The sequence below is a fragment of the Candidatus Hydrogenedentota bacterium genome (genome assembly GCA_016791475.1).
GTDB lineage: Bacteria > Hydrogenedentota > Hydrogenedentia > Hydrogenedentales > JAEUWI01 > JAEUWI01.
The window spans coordinates 116380-134364 of record JAEUWI010000015.1; the positions used below are offsets into that span (position 1 = coordinate 116380).

13 protein-coding genes are annotated in these 17985 nt (G+C 60.6%); 7 read left to right on the forward strand and 6 right to left on the reverse strand.

The genetic code is table 11. The features are described from left to right. The first annotated feature begins 190 nt into the window (after window positions 1-190). Window positions 191-2530 carry a hypothetical protein gene (locus JNK74_10335; GenBank protein MBL7646574.1) on the forward strand — a complete coding sequence of 780 codons (2340 nt, stop codon included), beginning with the start codon at window positions 191-193 and terminating at the stop codon, window positions 2528-2530. A gap of 158 nt (window positions 2531-2688) precedes the next feature. Here the strand turns inward: JNK74_10335 and JNK74_10340 are convergent, their stop codons facing one another. The 4 genes from JNK74_10340 to JNK74_10355 form a co-directional block, all read right to left on the reverse strand. Further along, a complete protein-coding gene (locus JNK74_10340; protein ID MBL7646575.1) occupies window positions 2689-4095 on the reverse strand; it encodes a hypothetical protein in 1407 nt (468 codons plus the stop codon). A gap of 402 nt (window positions 4096-4497) precedes the next feature. Continuing rightward, window positions 4498-7020 (reverse strand): HEAT repeat domain-containing protein, encoded by a 2523-nt coding sequence (locus JNK74_10345; GenBank protein MBL7646576.1) that lies wholly within the window; start codon window positions 7018-7020, stop codon window positions 4498-4500. Between the two features lie 25 nt (window positions 7021-7045). Further along, on the reverse strand, window positions 7046-8368 hold the full coding sequence (locus tag JNK74_10350) for a Gfo/Idh/MocA family oxidoreductase (protein ID MBL7646577.1): 1323 nt from the start codon (window positions 8366-8368) through the stop codon (window positions 7046-7048). Between the two features lie 352 nt (window positions 8369-8720). Then, a complete protein-coding gene (locus JNK74_10355; protein ID MBL7646578.1) occupies window positions 8721-9764 on the reverse strand; it encodes a TIM barrel protein in 1044 nt (347 codons plus the stop codon). A 329-nt stretch (window positions 9765-10093) separates the two neighbouring features. Between JNK74_10355 and JNK74_10360 the strand changes: the two genes are divergently transcribed. After that, entirely contained in the window at window positions 10094-10315 is a 222-nt protein-coding gene (locus JNK74_10360) for a DUF1778 domain-containing protein (GenBank protein ID MBL7646579.1), read from the forward strand. Between the two features lie 20 nt (window positions 10316-10335). Here JNK74_10360 and JNK74_10365 read toward each other — a convergent pair whose 3' ends face one another. Next, complete coding sequence (locus JNK74_10365; protein MBL7646580.1) at window positions 10336-10737, reverse strand: hypothetical protein; 402 nt, start codon at window positions 10735-10737, stop codon at window positions 10336-10338. 108 nt (window positions 10738-10845) lie between these two features. Next, window positions 10846-11889, reverse strand: a complete 1044-nt coding sequence (locus JNK74_10370; GenBank protein ID MBL7646581.1) for a LacI family DNA-binding transcriptional regulator — start codon at window positions 11887-11889, stop codon at window positions 10846-10848. Window positions 11890-12155: 266 nt separating this feature from the next. Here JNK74_10370 and JNK74_10375 point away from each other — a divergent pair, with 266 nt between their 5' ends. From JNK74_10375 to JNK74_10395, 5 genes are all read left to right on the forward strand, one after another. Further along, window positions 12156-13136 carry a PmoA family protein gene (locus JNK74_10375; GenBank protein ID MBL7646582.1) on the forward strand — a complete coding sequence of 327 codons (981 nt, stop codon included), beginning with the start codon at window positions 12156-12158 and terminating at the stop codon, window positions 13134-13136. 56 nt (window positions 13137-13192) lie between these two features. Then, the gene (locus tag JNK74_10380) at window positions 13193-13918 is read left to right on the forward strand and encodes an MBL fold metallo-hydrolase (GenBank protein ID MBL7646583.1); all 726 of its coding nucleotides are present in this window, start codon (window positions 13193-13195) and stop codon (window positions 13916-13918) included. 228 nt (window positions 13919-14146) lie between these two features. Next, window positions 14147-15637 (forward strand): ADP-ribosylglycohydrolase family protein, encoded by a 1491-nt coding sequence (locus JNK74_10385; protein MBL7646584.1) that lies wholly within the window; start codon window positions 14147-14149, stop codon window positions 15635-15637. Window positions 15638-15787: 150 nt separating this feature from the next. Next, on the forward strand, window positions 15788-17113 hold the full coding sequence (locus JNK74_10390; GenBank protein ID MBL7646585.1) for a hypothetical protein: 1326 nt from the start codon (window positions 15788-15790) through the stop codon (window positions 17111-17113). A gap of 211 nt (window positions 17114-17324) precedes the next feature. Next, window positions 17325-17924, forward strand: a complete 600-nt coding sequence (locus JNK74_10395) for a hypothetical protein (protein ID MBL7646586.1) — start codon at window positions 17325-17327, stop codon at window positions 17922-17924. Window positions 17925-17985 lie beyond the last annotated feature (61 nt).

The window sequence follows — 17985 nt, forward strand, 5'->3', positions numbered from 1 at the left end:
CTTCACCTTGTCTTAACTCCAGATTCGGACACCATCGGTGCACGATGCTTGCCTGGGGCGCCAGAACGAAAAATACCTGAGCCCCTTTCTCCGCCGATCCAACTGGACTACGAATACGTACAAGACCCCCACGCGCACTCGTGCTATATTGGCGGCTGATTCCCGCGTGAACTCCACAAGGAAAACCACCATGCTGACCAGCCTCTTGATCACCCTCCTCGGCGCTACCATGTCGCCCTATGTTGGCACGGGTTCTGAACCCGTGGCGATGCCCCACTTCCCATCCCCGCTCCACGCCTATGTGTGGCGCAACTGGATGCTGGTGCCCGTGGAACGCCTGGCGAAGGCCATCGACGCGAAACCGGACGACCTCGTTGCGCTGGGCCATCGCATGGGCCTGTCGGGTCCGCCGGAAATCACGCCGGCTCGCTTCGAGCGCGCCTACATCTCCGTCATCCGCGCCAACTGGCACCTCCTACCCGACGAACAACTATTGAAACTGCTGGATTGGACGCCGGAGCGCTTCGCCTTCTGCATGCGTGAGGAGGACTTCCTCTACGGCAAGCTGGGCGTTCGCCCGACGCTGTCTCCCATCGTTTTCGAGACGTCGGACGCCGCTACACGGGCGCGGGAAGCGGAAATAGCCGCCGTGGTGAAGGTCCAGTTCCCCGGGGGCGTGGGGCTGCCCGAGGAGCCGCTCTTTGGCTTTGTGGAGCGACTCTCCGCGCCCCTCGAAAACGTCGCGCCCGCCGCGCCGTCCCTCTTTTCACCGCGCTTCTCCTATTCCTATTTCGCGGTCTATGGCGATGCCCTGCTGGAGTCGGATCCCTTTCCCGACGGCATGCTGGCGCGCCTGGCCGAGTCGGGCGTGGACGGCGTGTGGCTACAGACGGTGCTGTACAAGCTCGCGCCATTCCCCTGGGAGCCCGCGCGGAGCGAACACTTTGAACAGCGCCTGGCGAACCTCCAGAAGCTCACCGAGCGCGCAAGAAAATACGGCATCGGTGTCTACCTTTACTTGAACGAGCCCCGCAGCATGACCCTGGACTTTTTTGAAGGCCGGGAACATCTCAAGGGCGTTGAGGAAGCGGGCTATGGCCGCCTGTGCACGAGTGTGCCGGAAGTGCAGGACTACCTCCGCGACTCCATTGCCAGGATCTGCACCGCGGCCCCCGGACTCGCGGGCTTCTTCTCCATCACGGTGGGTGAGAACCGAACCCTCTGCTGGTCCCACATGGACGCCTCGGGCTGCCCGCGCTGTTCCAAGCGCGAGCCCGCCGAGGTCATCGCGGAGGAATGCACTATCATTCAGGAGGGTATCGACCGCGCCAACAGTGACGCCGCCCTCATCGTGTGGGACTGGGTCTGGCCGGAGGACTGGTTCGACGGCATTGTGACGCGCCTGCCGAAAGAGGCCGCGCTGATGAGCGTGAGCGAATGGGATCTTCCCATTGAGCGCGGCGGCGGCCCGGTGGCTGTCAGCGAGTACTCCATGTCCGCCGTCGGCCCTGGTCCGCGTGCAAAGCGCCACTGGGCCAGCGCCCGCACTCAGGATCTCAAGACCATCGCCAAGGTACAGGCCAATGCGACGTGGGAGCTTTCCACCGTGCCCTATATCCCCGCGTTTCGCAATGTGGCAGATCACATGGCGAACCTGCGCGAGGAAGGCGTGAACGGGCTCATGCTGAGCTGGACCGTGGGCGCCTATCCGTCGGCGGGTTATGAAATAGTGTCCGTCATGGGCGGTGCGGATCGTCCCGCCCCGGAAGCGGCCATGCTGCGCGTGGCGCAACGGCGCTTCGGCGATACCCTCGCCCCCGCTGTCGTAGCGGCGTGGAACGCCTATAGCGAGGCGCTGAAAGCCTACCCCTTCCACAATCATCCACTCTACCTCGGCCCGGTGCAGGCCGGCGCCGCCAATCCCCTGTGGGAGCGTGAAACCGGCTATCGCGCTACGATGGTGGGCTTCCCCTACGACGACCTCACGCGGTGGCGGGCCATGTACCCCGAGGAAGTCTTCGCAGATAGCTACGCGCAAATGGCCAAGGGCTTCGACGGTGCCACCCTCGCGCTGAACGATGCAGCGGCTTCACTCGCGTTGTCCCCCCCGGAATCCGAAGCCCTGGCTGAGCACGTGCGCGTCGCCCGCGCCTGCGCCATTCATTTCAAGAGCACGGCCAACCAGGCGCGATTCATCACCCTGCGCCGCAGCCTGGAAGAAGCCCGTCACGTCGCGGGCAGTGCCGATGGCGTACCCGAGGGCGCGGCCTTCCCGGCCATGGCCGATGGCGACGCGTTGAAGGCCCTCAAAGCAATGGAGGCCATACTCGAAGAGGAGCGCGCGCTGGCCCGTGAGATGTATGCACTGCAGTGCGCGGATTCCCGATTCGGCTTCGAGGCGTCGAACCAATACCATTTCACACCGATGGATCTCGCGGAGAAGGTGCTGAACACGGAAGACTTGCTGACCCGCTGGCTACCCAGCGAGCGCGCAAAGAATCTGTACGCTCCGAATTGGTGGCAACCGTAGGGACTGCCTCGCGACACGACTCGCAGTAGCAAAAAAACTGCGGGTCCGATGAACTGCCTCGACCGAGCGACGTGAGCTTCATCTGGCGAGGCTGTCCTGTCGTCTGACGTCGCGATGTGATACGTCAGAAGAAAAGGGTGCAGTTTTAATACTACCGCTCAAGCGGCGTGCTGTAGGGCCAAGTATTCTTTCCAAAAGAGGTCCCATCGATTCGATTTTACGTAACATCGCAGGTCGAGGATCCTTTGCCCACCTTCTCTCGACCAGCGCATTCCGCTGCGGCACATTCTGTTTTTGATGAGGCTTTTACATGCCGCTTCGACGGGGCCGCTACCGATGGGAAGTCCCCGTCGGCGAAAATCGGCATAGTTCATTTTGGATTGGTTTCTCTCGAAGAATGTTTGCTGTGTCTTGAGGTCATCGCGACGACTCTTGGGAAGCTTGAGCGTTTGGAGGTAGTACGCCATGGACTTGAGCACGGCCCGCGCCGCATTATCCTGCTGCAGCAATTTCTCGGCGTAATCGTTGTACCACGCTTTGGCTTTTTCCGTGCCCTTGCCGAAGAGCGCCTCGGCGGCCAGCGACAAGTGCTCGGCCGCGTGCCAGTAGTCGATGAGCGTCTCGTAACCGGCGAAGCGCAAATTACCATCAATATAAGACCAGATGCTGCGCGCGCCATCGCATAAGATGACCTTCACGACGTCTTGACCACACAGCCCTTCCGCAGCATTAAGTTCTTCCTCGAAGCGCCTCTTGAAGGTGGGCGCGAGGTCCTCTGGCATGTGGACCACGTAACGGGTTCGCAGACGCTGGGGACACTTTTTCCCTTCTTCTACGGCACCGTAGAAGGAAAAGCTGCCAGCCATGGCGTTCTTGTACGAGGTCTTGGACTCTTCCTCCGAACCGCCTTTGGGGCGCTCTGCGGGGCGACCTCGTTTTTTGCCAGGCTCGTTGAGCAACACGTTCGCGCCGTCCATGCTGGCCACGAGCACACGCACATTCTCAGGCGCCGACTCCTGTACGCGTATGCGTTCGTCGACGACATCGCGCATATCCGACACCCGAGCGTCAATACGCTCCAGCGCCTCCAGGATCTGGGTGCGGTGCGGGTGAAACTGAGCACTCTTCTCCATCAGCTCGGCCACCTCCTGGGGCGTGACGTGGGCGCTGGCAAAAGCCACCGCCTCGCGCACTTCAGCCATCATGAATTCGCCAGACATGCCCCAGGCCGAATCCAAGGGTACGTGGGATTGGTCCTTGGCATTCTGATAAAGCCTGCGCGCGAACCGCATCTTGCCCCAGGGAGACAGCGCCTCGCGCTCGCTCAAAAACTTGAAACGGTACGAATCCTGGCCGACCCGAATCAGATCGTCGGTCTCGTCCTTGGCCTCGAGAAAAAGGCGGAGTGCCGCCTTTGAGGCCGCATTGGCGGCTTGGTGAAGCCCCGATACAATCAAAGCGGACGAAGCCGGTGACAAATCCAACTCTGCGGCACCCGAGCAATATTCGAGCAAAAATTTCTTGTATTCGGCCATGGCAGCTACTAACATCTTCTCTACAAGCATTGTGGGCTCCTCGTTGGGTTGCGCTAACTTTTTGTGCAAATTAAGTATAGCCAATTCCAACCCGGAGCCCACAACTATATTTATCTGGCATTATTAGCGGTAATAGCAGATCTGCACCCGAAGAAAACGTATGAAGCGGCAGGAATGGTGTTGAAAGCACTTCCACAACTCGGGCGTTCGTTGAAAGTCTTGGCGCACCACCCTGACGTCAGGACAGCCCCGCCGGTCACGGTAAACCGCCCACGACCCAGCGTGCATTTCAGACCTAAGGTGACTCTCGCAATTCAGTGTCTCTGGGCGACGCTGTCCCCAAGAAAACTGCCGGACCCGAGGGCCCGGCAGTGTGTTCATTCGCTATTCACTATTCTAAATTTCCGCCTGCGGCGGACGTTCCGCACCATTCTACTTCGCGGCTTGCGTAATCCCGGTGACCGGCTGGCCATCCTTCGTGCGCAGGCGGGCGGCCGCGCCCCAGTCGCCACCGTGCTGGTAGATCGCCATGACGAGGGTGTTGTCCCCCGCCTTGAGCGACACGGGCAACTGGTCCTGACCGGCGGCCAGGCCACGGGCCACATTGAGGCCGTGGATCATCTCGCCATTCCACCACACCTTGATGCCGTCATTGCTGCCGGCTTCGAGGATCACATCCTGCGCGGTGGCGGAGGTGATGGTGCTGCGGAGATAGACCACGCGATCGAAATCGCCCAGGATCTGGGCCAGGGCAACCACCCAGGGACGGAGCGGATCGAGGCCCATGGGGACGATGTTCCACACTTCCCCGGCGGGGTCGGTCTCAGCCTTGAACTGCATGTCATAGAGCGCGGCGCCGGGCTTGCCCTCTACGAAATACGGGCCCGCATACTGCCAGGCCGTGATGTAGTCTTCGTAGCCCACGAGGCCATTGAGCACGTTCTGGGCGAGCTTCTTTACCGCCTCGTTTGTGTCCTGCTGGATATAAGCATTCATCCGCTTCGTGACTTCGTCACGGTAGGCGCCGCCGATGGCGCCCGCAATACGGATGACGGCCTGCGTGGCTTCGGCGGCCACGGCCGGGTCCTGCTGGCGCGATTCGGCGTACTGCAGGGCTTCCAGCGAGACCACTTCGGCCGTGCCGGCCACGATGAGCTTCTTCTCCTGGGGCGTGGACGCAAGGGCATCCGCCGCCTTCAAGGCGGCCAGCTTATCCGCGGGATTGAGCGTCTTGTCGGCGCGAAGCAGTCGCAGGTATCCCGCAAAGGCCGCGGCATGGGCCTCGGCGTTGCTCGTATCGGCGGCAAGCGCCTTCAGGTCTTCCATGGGCGCGGCATTGGGCCAGTCGGAGAGCGCCTGAACGGCGGCCAACTTCAGCACCGGGCTCTGGGACTTCACATTTTCCCGGACCACCGCCAGGGCGTCTTCGGTGCCGATGCGGCCAAGCACCATGATGAGGGACGCTTTCGTGGCGTCATCGCTTGCGGCCGCTAGGGCCTTGATGGGCTGAGCCGACTTCGCATGATCATCGGCAATGCGTCCCGTCAGCTCGACTATAGCCTGGGCCACGTTCTTGCGCTTGTCGTCGGCGCTGGCGGAGGTTAACAAAGAGATGAGCGTCCCCATGTCGTCTTCACCGGCCAGTACCCGGAGCGCCTTGAGGGCTTCCGTTTCCACGGCGGCATCGCCCGAATTCGCCAGTTCCAGCAGGGCGGGTGTGGTCTTCACGGCGCCGCGCGCGGCCAGCGCGCTGATGGCCTCCAGCCGCACTGCGCCGGACCCTTCCTGGGCAGCCTTGAGAATGGCCACGTCGGTCTTGCGGCCGGGAATGGTCTTGATGCTGTTGCGGGCGGTGCGCTGTACATCGCCGTCCGAGGTCGCTGCCAACTCGAGGAGCATGGTGGCCGTGTCCGGCGTGCCCAGCACCCCGAGGGCGTTCAGCGCGACCAGTTGCACGGCGGGATCGCCGCCCTTTGCCTCGGCAACAACCGCGTCAAGCGCGCCGCCTTCTTTGCGGTGGGCCAGCGCGTCGATGATGAGGATCTTCCGCTCTTTGTCCGCCGTGGGAAGCATGGCGGCGAAAGCTTTGGTGGCCTCCTCACCGGGCAACTCCCGGATGAAGCTGGAAGCGACGAGCACCAAGGCCGGATCGCTGTCACCCAACGCATCCATCACCAGTTCCTGGGCTTTGCCGGACTCCAGCCGAACGAGACCGGTGAGGGCCGCCGCGCGGACATAACCGGGCTGGCTGCCGTTGTACAGCGTGGTGTAAATCTCCAACGCTTCGTCTTTCTGACTGGCCGGCGCCCACTGACCGCACTGGAGGCAGGCATCGGCAAGCACCGTGTCGCCGCCGCCGTTGGCCGCTTTCAGCGCCTTGAGCAACTCCGTGCAGCCTTTGCCGCCGATGCTGCCCAGGGCCGCGGTGGCCGCCTGTGCCAGGGCTTGGTCCGTGTCGCCCATCAACGCCACGAGGGGTGCGACGGCGTCCTGGGATTTCGTCCGCGCGATAGCGTTGACGATATTCACTTTCTGGGTCTGGGGGCCTTCCGCGATGGCCTTCACCAGGGCCGCGAGGGCGGCCTTGTCGGGAATAGTCACCAGCGCGCGCAGGGCATAGTCCGCGAGTTGTTCGTCCGCGATGAGCCCGGCCAGGGTGTCTACGCTCTTGGCGGTGCCCATGGCGCCGAGTTGGCGGCAGACGAAGCGCTTCGCTTCGACCGACGCGTCGCTCTTGAGCACTTCAATGAACTGCTCTTCCAGTTTCACCCGGAGAGGGCCGTCGTTCTGGGCTTTCAGGGCCAGTTCTTCCAGCGGAACGATGCCCGTGCGGGAATCGCCGAATTTATAGGCCTTCAGGGCCCCGATGGACTGGTCCAGGTCCTGCGCATAGCCGGGGCAAATCGCCGCCAGCGCGCAAAACGCCACCCCAAGTATCAGTGCGTTCTTCTTCATGTGATAGCTCCTTCCTGGGGATGGGTTAGACGTGCCACGGCGCGCGCATGGACGGGATGAGCATGCGGTTGGCTTCGTCGTCGTTGGTGAACTGTTCGGTGTCGGGATTCCACAGCAGCTTCTTGCCACGCCGCATGGCGATGTTGCACATGTGGCACATGGTGGCCGTGTGGTGGCCCACATAGACCGGCGCCTTCGGTTCGCCGCGCGTGATGACGCAGTTCACGAAGTCGGCATGGTGGCCGCGGCTGCGGCCGAGCTGGAGTTCGTCCGGCCCGATGATTTCTTTCAGCAGCGCGGGGTTGCTGGCTTCCAGGTCGCCGCCGTGGACGTGAATGAAGACCCAGCCCTTGTCGCCCTCGAACTTTACGCCGCGGGGGCCGACGCTCTCGCCGATAATCTGCACGCCGCTCGCGTATTCAAAGCGGAAAGAATAGGCCATGGCCGTGTTGAAGAGGCCTTCCTTCGGAAATTCGCCGACGCCTTCGACGGAGATGGGCGTGGTGTGGTCGCTGCCGTTGCCGAGCTGGGCAAGGTCCAGAATGTGCGCGCCACGGTCGGTCATTTCGCCGCCGCTGTAGTCCAGGATATAGCGGAACCAGAAATGGCAGCGCTTTTCCGTGTAGGGGGCGCTGGGCGCCGGTCCGAGCCACATATCGTAGTCAAAGCCGGGAGGAATGGGCATTTCGGGCTGCGGGCCGATGGGCGCGTGGTTGTCGATGGGCATATTCACGCGGATCGTGTGGAGCTTGCCGATGCGGCCGTTGCGCACGAGTTCGGCGGCGTAGCGCGCATTGTCGCGGGAGCGCTCGTGGCTGCCGGTCTGAAGCACGCGCTTGTAGCGCTCCACGGCGTCTTTCACGGCGCGGCTCTCGGGAATCGAGTTGGCCAGGGGCTTCTCGCAGTAAATGTCCTTGCCGGCCTTGGCCGCGGCCACGCAGACAATCGCGTGGGCGAAATCGGGCGTGGCGCACATGATGGCGTCGATGTCGTCGCGGGCGATGACTTCGCGGAAATCGTTGTAAGTCGCGCAGCCCTTGTAGTCTTTCTCATTCTTTGCGGTGTAAAAATCCTCCACCATCTTCTTCGCTTTTTCGCGGTGCGCCGTGTCCACGTCGCACACGGCCACGAGCTGCGCCTCGGGAACATTCATGAGTCCCTGGGTGTCGTAGCTGCCCTGGCCCCCCACGCCGATGGATGCGATGGTGATGCGGTTGCTCGGGGCGATGTGACCATCCAGGCCAAGGGCGGAGGACGGAATGATGTACGGAAATCCAACGGCGCCCGCGGTGGCGGCGAAGGAATTACGCAGGAAGTGCCTGCGCGAAAGTATCCGTTTTTTTGCCATGGTGCTCTCTCCAGTGGGTTTAAAACGACGGTGATGGATTAATTCTTTGGACTCGTGTTTCGCGAATTCAGATTCATGAGGCTAAGTCTCACCCGTAGAGGATAAAAGAACTCGTCGGGTTTACCCCCCCCTGCCCCCCCCCCCGCAAGCGGGGGGGACCAAGAGGCTCGCATCTAGTAAGAAAGGTTCCCCCCGCTTGCGGGGGGCCAGGGGGGTACAGTCTTCGATAGAATAGGCCCTTCTTGACCTTCAGGCTCAACTCCGTCTGCTTTTGATCAGTTTTCAATTGGCGCTGCGACCAATTTTTTATCGCCGTCGCCATTCGCCATCCAGCCATTTTCCTCTTTTCAACTTAAACGCCCATCAGGTGCGACATGACGGCCAGTTCCAGGCCTTCATAATCGCGCGCTTCGATGAGCTGCTTTTCCAGATTCTTGTCGAAGCTGCGAACCTTGTCCACCAGCGCCAGGAAGATCTTCTTGCTGTTGGACAAGTGCGCGGTGACGCATTCGCCCGACTGTGTGCGCATCGCCTTGACGTCCAGACCCACGAAGCGTCCGGTTCCAGCGTAGTTCGCCAACTCCAGCACGCGCACCTGATTGTAAGCCTGGCGGAGATTCGCGGAACCAAAGGACTTGTCCTGATCGAACTTCAGGCCGTTCTGATCGTTCAAGTGTACGCTCAAAAGCTTGTCCGCCGCCAGTGCGAAGGCCATTTCGTCGGAGGGGTCCAGACCGGCCAAAAGGGCGTGGGCCGTTTCAATCAGGCCGCCGACGCGCTTCGGATCATTGCTCATGCCAGCAATCGCCAGGGCATGTCCGATGGTGGGCACGTAGGCGTGGTCCACGGGCTCATTCGGCTTGGGCTCGATGGCGATTTCGATTTCGCTGTCATAGGCCAGCAGGGTGTTCACCAGCTCGAGAATCTGCTTGTAGGCCGTGATTGCATTCTTGGACTCGCGGGTATAGGTGCCTTCGCGGGCCAGCCACAACACGATCATCTTCGTGTCCAGCGCCCGGGCAATGTCCGCGCACTTCTTCGCGCGGTCAATGGCCCACTCACGCACCTTGGCGTCGTTCGCCGTGAAACCGCCGTCGATGCCCCGCTTGTCTTCCCACAGACGCGGCGCGATGAACTCGCAAACGAGTCCTTCGCCATCCAGCACCTTCTTCATGTCGCCGGCTTTCTCACCAAGCTGTTTGGCGGAAAGGCCTTCCAGCTCCGGCACGGCGTCATCATCGTGAAATTGCACGCCCTCGAAGCCCAGCGCCTTGTACTGGCCCAGCTTCTTGGCGAAAGAAAGCGTCGGGCGCACGTTCGGCCCAAAGGGGTCGCCGCCCTCGCTGATGTTCCACGGACCAAACGAAAAACGGTAACCCTTGTGATCTTCACTCATTGAATATGCCTTTCTTGCATGGAAAATACGCCGGAACGAGGCGTCGCCTCAACCGGACTTGTTTGCCTTGATACCAAACATGGAAAACCCTTGGCGGGTCCACAGCTCGCTAACGCTAACAGAATATGACACCGGTGTCAACTGCGATACCTATGCCGCAAATGATTGGCAAACGACTGCAGGAAGGCATAAAACCGTCTTAGCCACGAAGTGGCGGCATATCGTAGCCTGGGGTGGAGCGAGGTACGAGCGCAACCCCAGGATCGCGCCCCAAATCGGTGAACCCCGGAGGGGTGGCACAGGGGTACACCAACCCGCGCTTGCCGACCATGGCGTTTTGTCGCATAATAAACGGGGAAGGACAAAATTCCGTGCACAAATCGAAACTCAAAAAACTCACCGCCCAGCGAACTAACGAAAAAGCCCAGATCCTGCGCCTGACCCGCGAAGATCAGATACGTGTCGCAGAAGCGCTGATCAATCCACCCAAGGCCAACGCCCGGCTCACCCGCGCCGCGAAAACGCATGCCCGCCTTATCGCGCCCCGGTGACAGCGCGCTTCGCGTTACTACTATTCCGGCAGCGCAATCGAATACACCCGTCCACGCTCGTCAAACTCGATCAAGAGATCCGTATTCAGTGGGTCGAACTTAAATGCAATCGGAAAGAAGTACGGCCATTCAGCATAGAATTCAGGTCTGAGCCACCAGTCGTATGACCACGTTTCCCGTTCATACGGTGATCCGAAAAATCTTTTGACGCCCTTTTCTCTGAGCATTCGCGGCTCGCCCAGTACTTGACGGACGGTCGCCGCCGTGTCGCCGACCTCAATTTGCCCGGCGGCCCGCACCTGCCGACGAAACTTCATGGCATCCATGAATACGGCGGCCAGATACAGCGCGAACGCGAAGACGAAGAGCCCCGCGAGCGCGTAGAGAAACTTGGCGATAGGTCGGCTTCCGAATACAAGCACGTTCAGCCTTCCCGATACCGGGTTCGGTGACGCCGAAAGACTCCCGGAGGGTTGAGTCAATTTGAATTGTCGTAATTCGCTCCCAGCCAATTTATGCTCCCATTCACGTCAAGGTTCCACAGGCCCCGCCGCCGACCTCCGAACCACCAAACTCGTAGCCATTTCGATTCTCCCCTCCTCCTCCCCGTCACCATTGATCCGCCGAATGAGCGCTTCCGTTACCCGCGCGGCCAGTTCCACCGTCGGCTGGCGAATCGTCGTCAGGGGCGGCGACAGACGGCACGCCAACGTACTGTCGTCGAAACCCACGACCGACAATTGGTCCGGCACGCGCAGTCCGAGCTCATAGGCCGCTTGAATTACACCAGCGGCCATTTCATCGTTGCTTGCAAAAATGGCTGTGGGCCGTTCAAGCATGGACAGCAGCACGCGCCCCTGTTCGAGGCCGCTTTCGAAGGTGTAGTTGCCCTGCACGATCAACGCAGGGTCTTCCGCTACGCTTGCGAAGGTCAGCGCAGCCTTATAGCCCGCGAGGCGCTCCCAGCTCCCGCTGTAGTCCGCCGAGCCGAGGATGAATCCGATGCGCGTGTGCCCGAGACCCAGCAAATAGGCCGTCATTTCACGCGCGCCCTCGTGGTTCGTGATGGTGGCGGCGGGCCAGGGCAAGTTCGGATCGGACGGCTCAATCGAGGCCATGGGCAAGCCGCTTTCGTGGAGCGCGAGATTGAAATCGCTCAGGCTGCCGAAGGGCGGCAGCAGGATAAGCCCGTCGGTGCCCCCGCGCAGCACCAGCGCCTGCAGGGAGCGCTGCGATGCCTCTTCGCCCGCCTCGCAGGGATGAATCACCACTTCAAAACCGCGCGCCGAAGCCGCCTGAACAATCCCCTGGATCACGTGGGTCAGCCAGCCCGGCGGCTCCTCGGCCTGATAGACCAGCGTCAGCACATGAGAGCGTTTGCTCGCCAGGCGGCGCGCCGAGACATTGGGCACATAGCCCATTTCCGCGATGGCTTCGCGCACCTTGACCGCGGTGGGTTCGGCTACGTATTCCTCGCCATTAATCACCCGCGACACGGTTTTCTTCGAGACCCCGGCGCGATCGGCCACGTCCTGAATGGTCAGGCCCTGCGCGGCAAAACGGGGTGGGGTCATGGGGCTCTCCTTGGGTTGGTTACTACGCGTCCAAGTATAGAGAAAGCGCGCGGGGCTATCCAAGGGTCGAAGGACTAAGGGGACGAGAAGGACGTAAAGGACCGATAGAGCTATTTCCTGATAGCACTAGCGGTTCCGCTACGCCGTACCTATCGTCCGTCCCTTCCGTCCCTTCCGTCCCTTAAGTCCTTCGTCCTTCGAGATTGCATCACCCACCCGCACGCGCTACCATGACCACAAACCCAAAACCACCAAGGATCACCCCCATGCTCCAGCGAATACTCCCCCTGGCCGTCGCGGCCTGCGCCCTGCCCCATTTCGCCCACGCCGACTTCTCCGTTGAAGACACAGGCAAGACCCTCGCCATCGCGGAAAATGGCAAGCCTGTCCTTGTCTACCAGTACGACTGGGTCAATCCACCCGAGGGCGTGGAGGCGCGCTTTCGCCGCACGGGCTACATCCACCCGCTCTACGGCGTCGGTGGCGAAGTGCTCACCGAAGACTACCCCAGCGACCACTACCATCATCGGGGCGTATTCTGGGGCTGGCCCAATGGCATCTGGAAGGGCAAACGCGTGGACACCTGGGGCCTCGAAGGCGCGCGCCAGGTGCACGTCAGCGTGTCGCCCGAGCCGGCAACCATAGATTCGGTCTCGTTTTCCGGGGTGAACCACTGGATACTCGATGAAACCCCCGACGTACCTGTCGTCTCGGAGACCTACGAGGTGGTCGTGTATGCCGCCACCGACGTCGGCCGCGCGCTGGACTTCGCCATCACCTTAAAAAACATCAGCGACGCCCCCTTACACCTGCGCGGCGCCACGACCGAAAACAAAGGCTACGGCGGCTTCAACTTCCGCCCGGACTCCGCGCGCAAGCCGATGCACTTCACCACGGCGAATGGCCCCCAGACGGAAGACACTTTCATCGCCGAATCGCCCTGGGTGGACGTGTCCTACGCCACGGCACCCGGCGCGGATACCCAATCCGGCGCGGCCATCTTCCAGCACCCCGCAAACCCCAACTACCCCCACAAAGGCTGGCTCATCCGCCACTACGCCTTCCTCGGCCACGCCTGGCCCGGAAGCACCCCCGTCGAACTTGCCCCCGGCAAGGAAATCACCATGCAATACCGCCTCTACACCCACCAGGGCACGGCGAAAGACGGCAAGGTGGCGGAAGCGTTTGATGCGTATATGAAGGACGTGAATTCACAGTCGCCACAAGAACCCGGTATCCCCAGGTGAGTACCTGACCGCACATACGCTTGCGCACAATCAACCCCTGCCGGAGGGTTCGCACCTTGGTTACTATTACTGAAATAGCCCCGGACGTGTATCGTCTTTCCATTCTCAACCAGTCGATTGGCCTCCAGTTCAACCACTTTCTCATCAAGGATGAAGAGCCGATGCTCTACCACACGGGGCTCCGAGGAAACTTCGCGGAGTTGAATGAGGCGGTGAAGCGGCTCATCACGCCGAAGGATATCCGCTGGATTGGGTGGAGCCACTTTGAGTCCGATGAATGCGGCGCCCTGAATGAATGGCTGGCCGCTTCCCCCGGCGCGCAGCCCATCTGCGGTGCACTCGGGGCCACCGTCAACGTCAACGACTTTTCCAATCGCGCACCGCGCACGCTGGCGCCGGACGAGTCCTTCAGCACGGGCCAGCGCCGATTTCGATTCATCTCCACCGCCCACGTCCCCCATGGCTGGGATGCGTGCGTGATGTTCGAAGAGACCGATCGGACACTGTTTTGTTCCGACTTGTTCACCCACTTCGGTGAAGTGGAGCCCTTGACCGAAGGCGACATCGTGGGACGCGCGCGGGAGTCCCTGGAAAACATGCAGCAATCGCCCTTCGCCTACTACATCCCCTATAACGCCCGCACCTCGAAGGTGATGACCGCGCTCGCCGAACTCAACCCGCAGCTCCTCGCCACCATGCACGGCTCCAGCTTCCGAGGCGACGGCGCCCAGGCCCTGCGCGATCTCGATGAGGTGTTGCGGGAAGTATTGACGCGGGAGTAGCGCGGGAATGAACCAATCGCGACGTGGCAGCCCGCCGACGTCAGTACGGGCCAATCCTCGAACATTCGCTGACGCATCGTCGTAGTGCGCATGCCCCCGGGTAGCAATACGTAAGTCGCCGTGCCTGGCCATTCTCCGAAGTCAACGTGAATGCCAGCCCGGCGCATGCTGTATAGTAAGCACGAACACAGGGCATTCAAGGGCAATCTCACACGGAAAGGCATCCCCATGACCAGCACCCCCGTCCCCCACCCCGGCTGCTACTGGGTCGTTCCCGGCAAGTTACTTGCCGGCAACTATCCCGGCGAGAAGGAAGCCGCCAAGGCGCGGCTGAAGTTGGGCGGAATTCTGGACCATGGCGTGCGCACCTTCATCAATCTGATGCAGCCGGAAGACCGGAACCATTCTGGACTGCCTTTCACGCCCTACGCCGACATCGCCGATGCGCTGGCGAGCGAGCAGGGCTTCACCGTGACGCACCAGGCCTTTCCGATACAGGATCAGGGCATCCCCGACAGGAAGACGATGGACGCGGTGCTGGAGGCCATCGAAGCCAACCTCCGACAGGACCGGCCTGTCTATCTGCACTGCTGGGGAGGACACGGGCGCACGGGAACGGTCGTGGGCTGCTATCTTATCGCCCACGGCCTCGCGACAAAGGACAACTTTGTCGAGGTCATCGCCAAGCTCCGAGAGCATGTTCCCACATCCATCCCTTCACCCGAGAATGCGAAACAGCGGGACTTCGTCCGGGCCTATGACGCGCCGCCCGTCAGCACCGCCGACACCGCCGAGGCCGATCGCTTCCTGGGCTGCCTCCTCGGCCTCGCCGTGGGTGATGCCGTGGGCACCACGCTGGAGTTCAAGGCCCCCGGCACCTTCAAGCCCGTCGACGACATGGTTGGCGGCGGCCCCTTCCAACTGAAACCCGGCCAATGGACCGACGACACCTCCATGGCGCTCTGCCTCGCCGAAAGCCTCATCGAATGCCGGGGCTTCGACCCCATCGACCAACTCACGCGCTACCGACGCTGGTACAAGGAAGGCTACCTCAGCGCCAAAGGCCACTGCTTCGACATCGGCAATGCAACGCGCAGCGCTCTGGACGAATTCGGCCGGACCGGCGAGGCCTGGTGCGGTTCCACCTCGCCCAACAGCGCGGGCAACGGCTCCCTCATGCGCCTCGCGCCCATCCCCATGGCCTTCGCCAGCCAGCCCCACGAAATGCTCCAACACGCCGCGGACAGCTCCCGCACCACCCACGGTGCCACCGAAGCCGTAGACGCCTGCCGCTACTACGCCGGACTCCTCCTCGGCGGGCTAAGCGGCGAATCAAAAGAAACCCTCCTCGCGCCCTTCTATTGCCCAATCCCCAACTATTGGGAGCAGAACCCCCTCGCCCCGAAAATACACGAAGTCGCCGCAGGCTCCTTCCTCACCAAAGAGCCGCCCCAAATCAAAGGCAGTGGCTACGTCGTCCAGGCCCTCGAAGCCGCCCTATGGGCCTTCCACAAATCCACCAACTACCGCGACGGTTGCCTCCTCGCCGCCAACCTCGGCGACGACGCCGACACCACCGCAGCGATCTACGGCCAGATCGCTGGGGCATGCTATGGCGCGCAAGGGATACCCACGGAATGGCGGGAGAAGGTGTGGATGCGGGAGTTGATTGAGGACTACGCTGGGCGGTTGTATGCGATGTCGCGGTTAGGACATTAAATGCACTGTGGCGACTCTGAAACGGGCGGAACCCAATTCACCGAAGACGATATTCTGATTTCCTGCGCGCTTAGGATAAACGGCTACACATACGCCGAAAGTAAGAACCTCGAGATCTCACACTTTTATGAGAATCTCGAGAATCAGGGAATGGAGCGACTCACGACCATCGAGAGGATGGTCACGTTCTTTGCGATGCAGCGATATCTGTATAAGTGGGGCGGCGAGTATGAGTCCCGCCAGAGTCGAGGCTGGCAACAGTTTCGCGAGCTATTTCTGAGCATCGCCGAGTGTGATGTGCCGGAACCGTACCGTGATGATCCCCTCTACTTGCGCTGGTGCGAGGAGTTTATTCCTCGACTTCAGGAGTGCATTCACGTGGTAAGAGAAATTCACGAATCCACCGAATACCTGAACCACAACATCGGCGTATATGATCAGAAGGCGTTAAAGACTTTTTCCTCCATCAAAGCCCTCGTCCTCGACTTCGTCCAGCGCAATGAAGGCAAGGTGAACTACGCCGAGCTGACGAAAGAAGTCCTCCACCACTTCCCCGATAGCAAATGGAAGCCCACCCATTGGAGCTACTGGCGCTACCAAATCCTCCATAGCGCGTTGGCCGGACAATTCACGCGCGAAGCCCTCGCCAATCTGAAGGTCGGCGTCCAGAAGTCTCCGAGCATAATCCCGCCAGAGCTGCCAAAGCCGACTTGGCCCAATCTCATTGAGTTGGAGCAGCACAACATTGCCAAGGCCCTGGCCCGAGTCACCCACCACATGCACCCCAAGGTCATCGCGAGAATTCGAGAAATAAACTCGGGCCATGTGGAGCGTGCCCGGCTGGAAGCCATCCTTCCCGAGTGTATCGAACGGGAAGCCTGGTTCTACCCCGGCTCCGCCTGCGTCTTCCCCGGCGTGCGGCGCTTCGTGGGGCGCGTCAAGAAAAAGCAACTGCTCAAGTACGTCCCGAAGGAAGCATGCATCATTGACGACAACCGCTTCCCGCGCAACCTGTGGACCTTTCTCGCAATCGGCGAACACTACACCGGACCCAACTGGAAAAACTCCGGCCTATCCGACTTCGAGCTCGCCCACATCTTCTCCCACAAGCACGAGAAACAGGAGCTCGAATGGGAAGTCTTCAAGGAGCACGACAAGAAGCAAAAGCCCTACGGCCTATTCACCTGCGCCAGCAACGTCGTGCTCATCCCCAAAGGCTTCGCTAAGCCCACCGACGGCCTCCCCGCCGTCCGCGTCGCCTTTTTCAAGCGCCACATCGAGCTCTACGGCGAAGATTGCCTGCCAGGTCTGAGGGGACTGGACCCGGAAGCGATACCGGGTTGGTACGACGACCTCGAGTGGAACGAGCCGAGTCTGCCACCGAGGTGGGAAGAGAATGTGGACAAACTTGTGGCGTTTCGGTATGCCTGGCTCGCGAAATTGCTCTCCGATCACGAAAAACTTGGACAATGCTGAGCGCAACTACCGCCCGATGAAGACCCTAGTGGTGTCACGCGATCCGGCGACGCCGGTTCATGTGCCCGTGGCATACGTCAGCCCGTACGGGAATTTACAGACAATTCGGGAGCCTGAGTACCGAGCGCAAGCTATCGAATTTTCATTAGATTTTTAATTATTCAATTCTCGCATTGTAGACAGATATACTGTTGTACTTAGGAGCTTCCAAATGTTCGGAACGTACAATTCGATGGGCTACGACACAATATACGTCCTCGGCGCTGGGTTCTCCGTTCCGGCAGGTCTTCCATTATCAGACCGACTCTTGCCTCTCGTTTTTCGGAAAGCCTACGAGACAAGAACCCCAGATTGCGACTCTAAATGGGGCCACGCTCAACTGCTGCTTGACGCGCTAAATTTCTACTGTCCGGGAATAAGATTTTCTCCCAAAGCCATCCTAGATGGACGAGTGCCAAAAAGATTCAATTTTGAACGATTCCTAACATATGTGTCAGCCATCTCAGCAACCCAAGCTGGCACAACCGAGTTCGTAGATGAGCATGGCAACCAACAGCTTTCATACTTCAAAGCATGGAGCGCTCAGGTAATACAAGAACTAGAGAAGGAGTCTATGATTCGAGGCCTTCCTACTATGTACAGCCAGTTCGCACTAAACCTTAAGACTTCAATCGTCTTAACCTTCAATTGGGACACAATACTCGAGAGCATACTGTTCGCAAGCGGCATCGAGTTTCAACTTGACCGGAAGCGTCTTACACTACCGCCCGCAGTGATGCTTCACAAGCTTCATGGTGTCGGAACTCTTTAGAAATGTCCCCATCCTTAACTCAATGAAAATGTCCCCTCCGCGTTTTGCTTTGCCATGATAC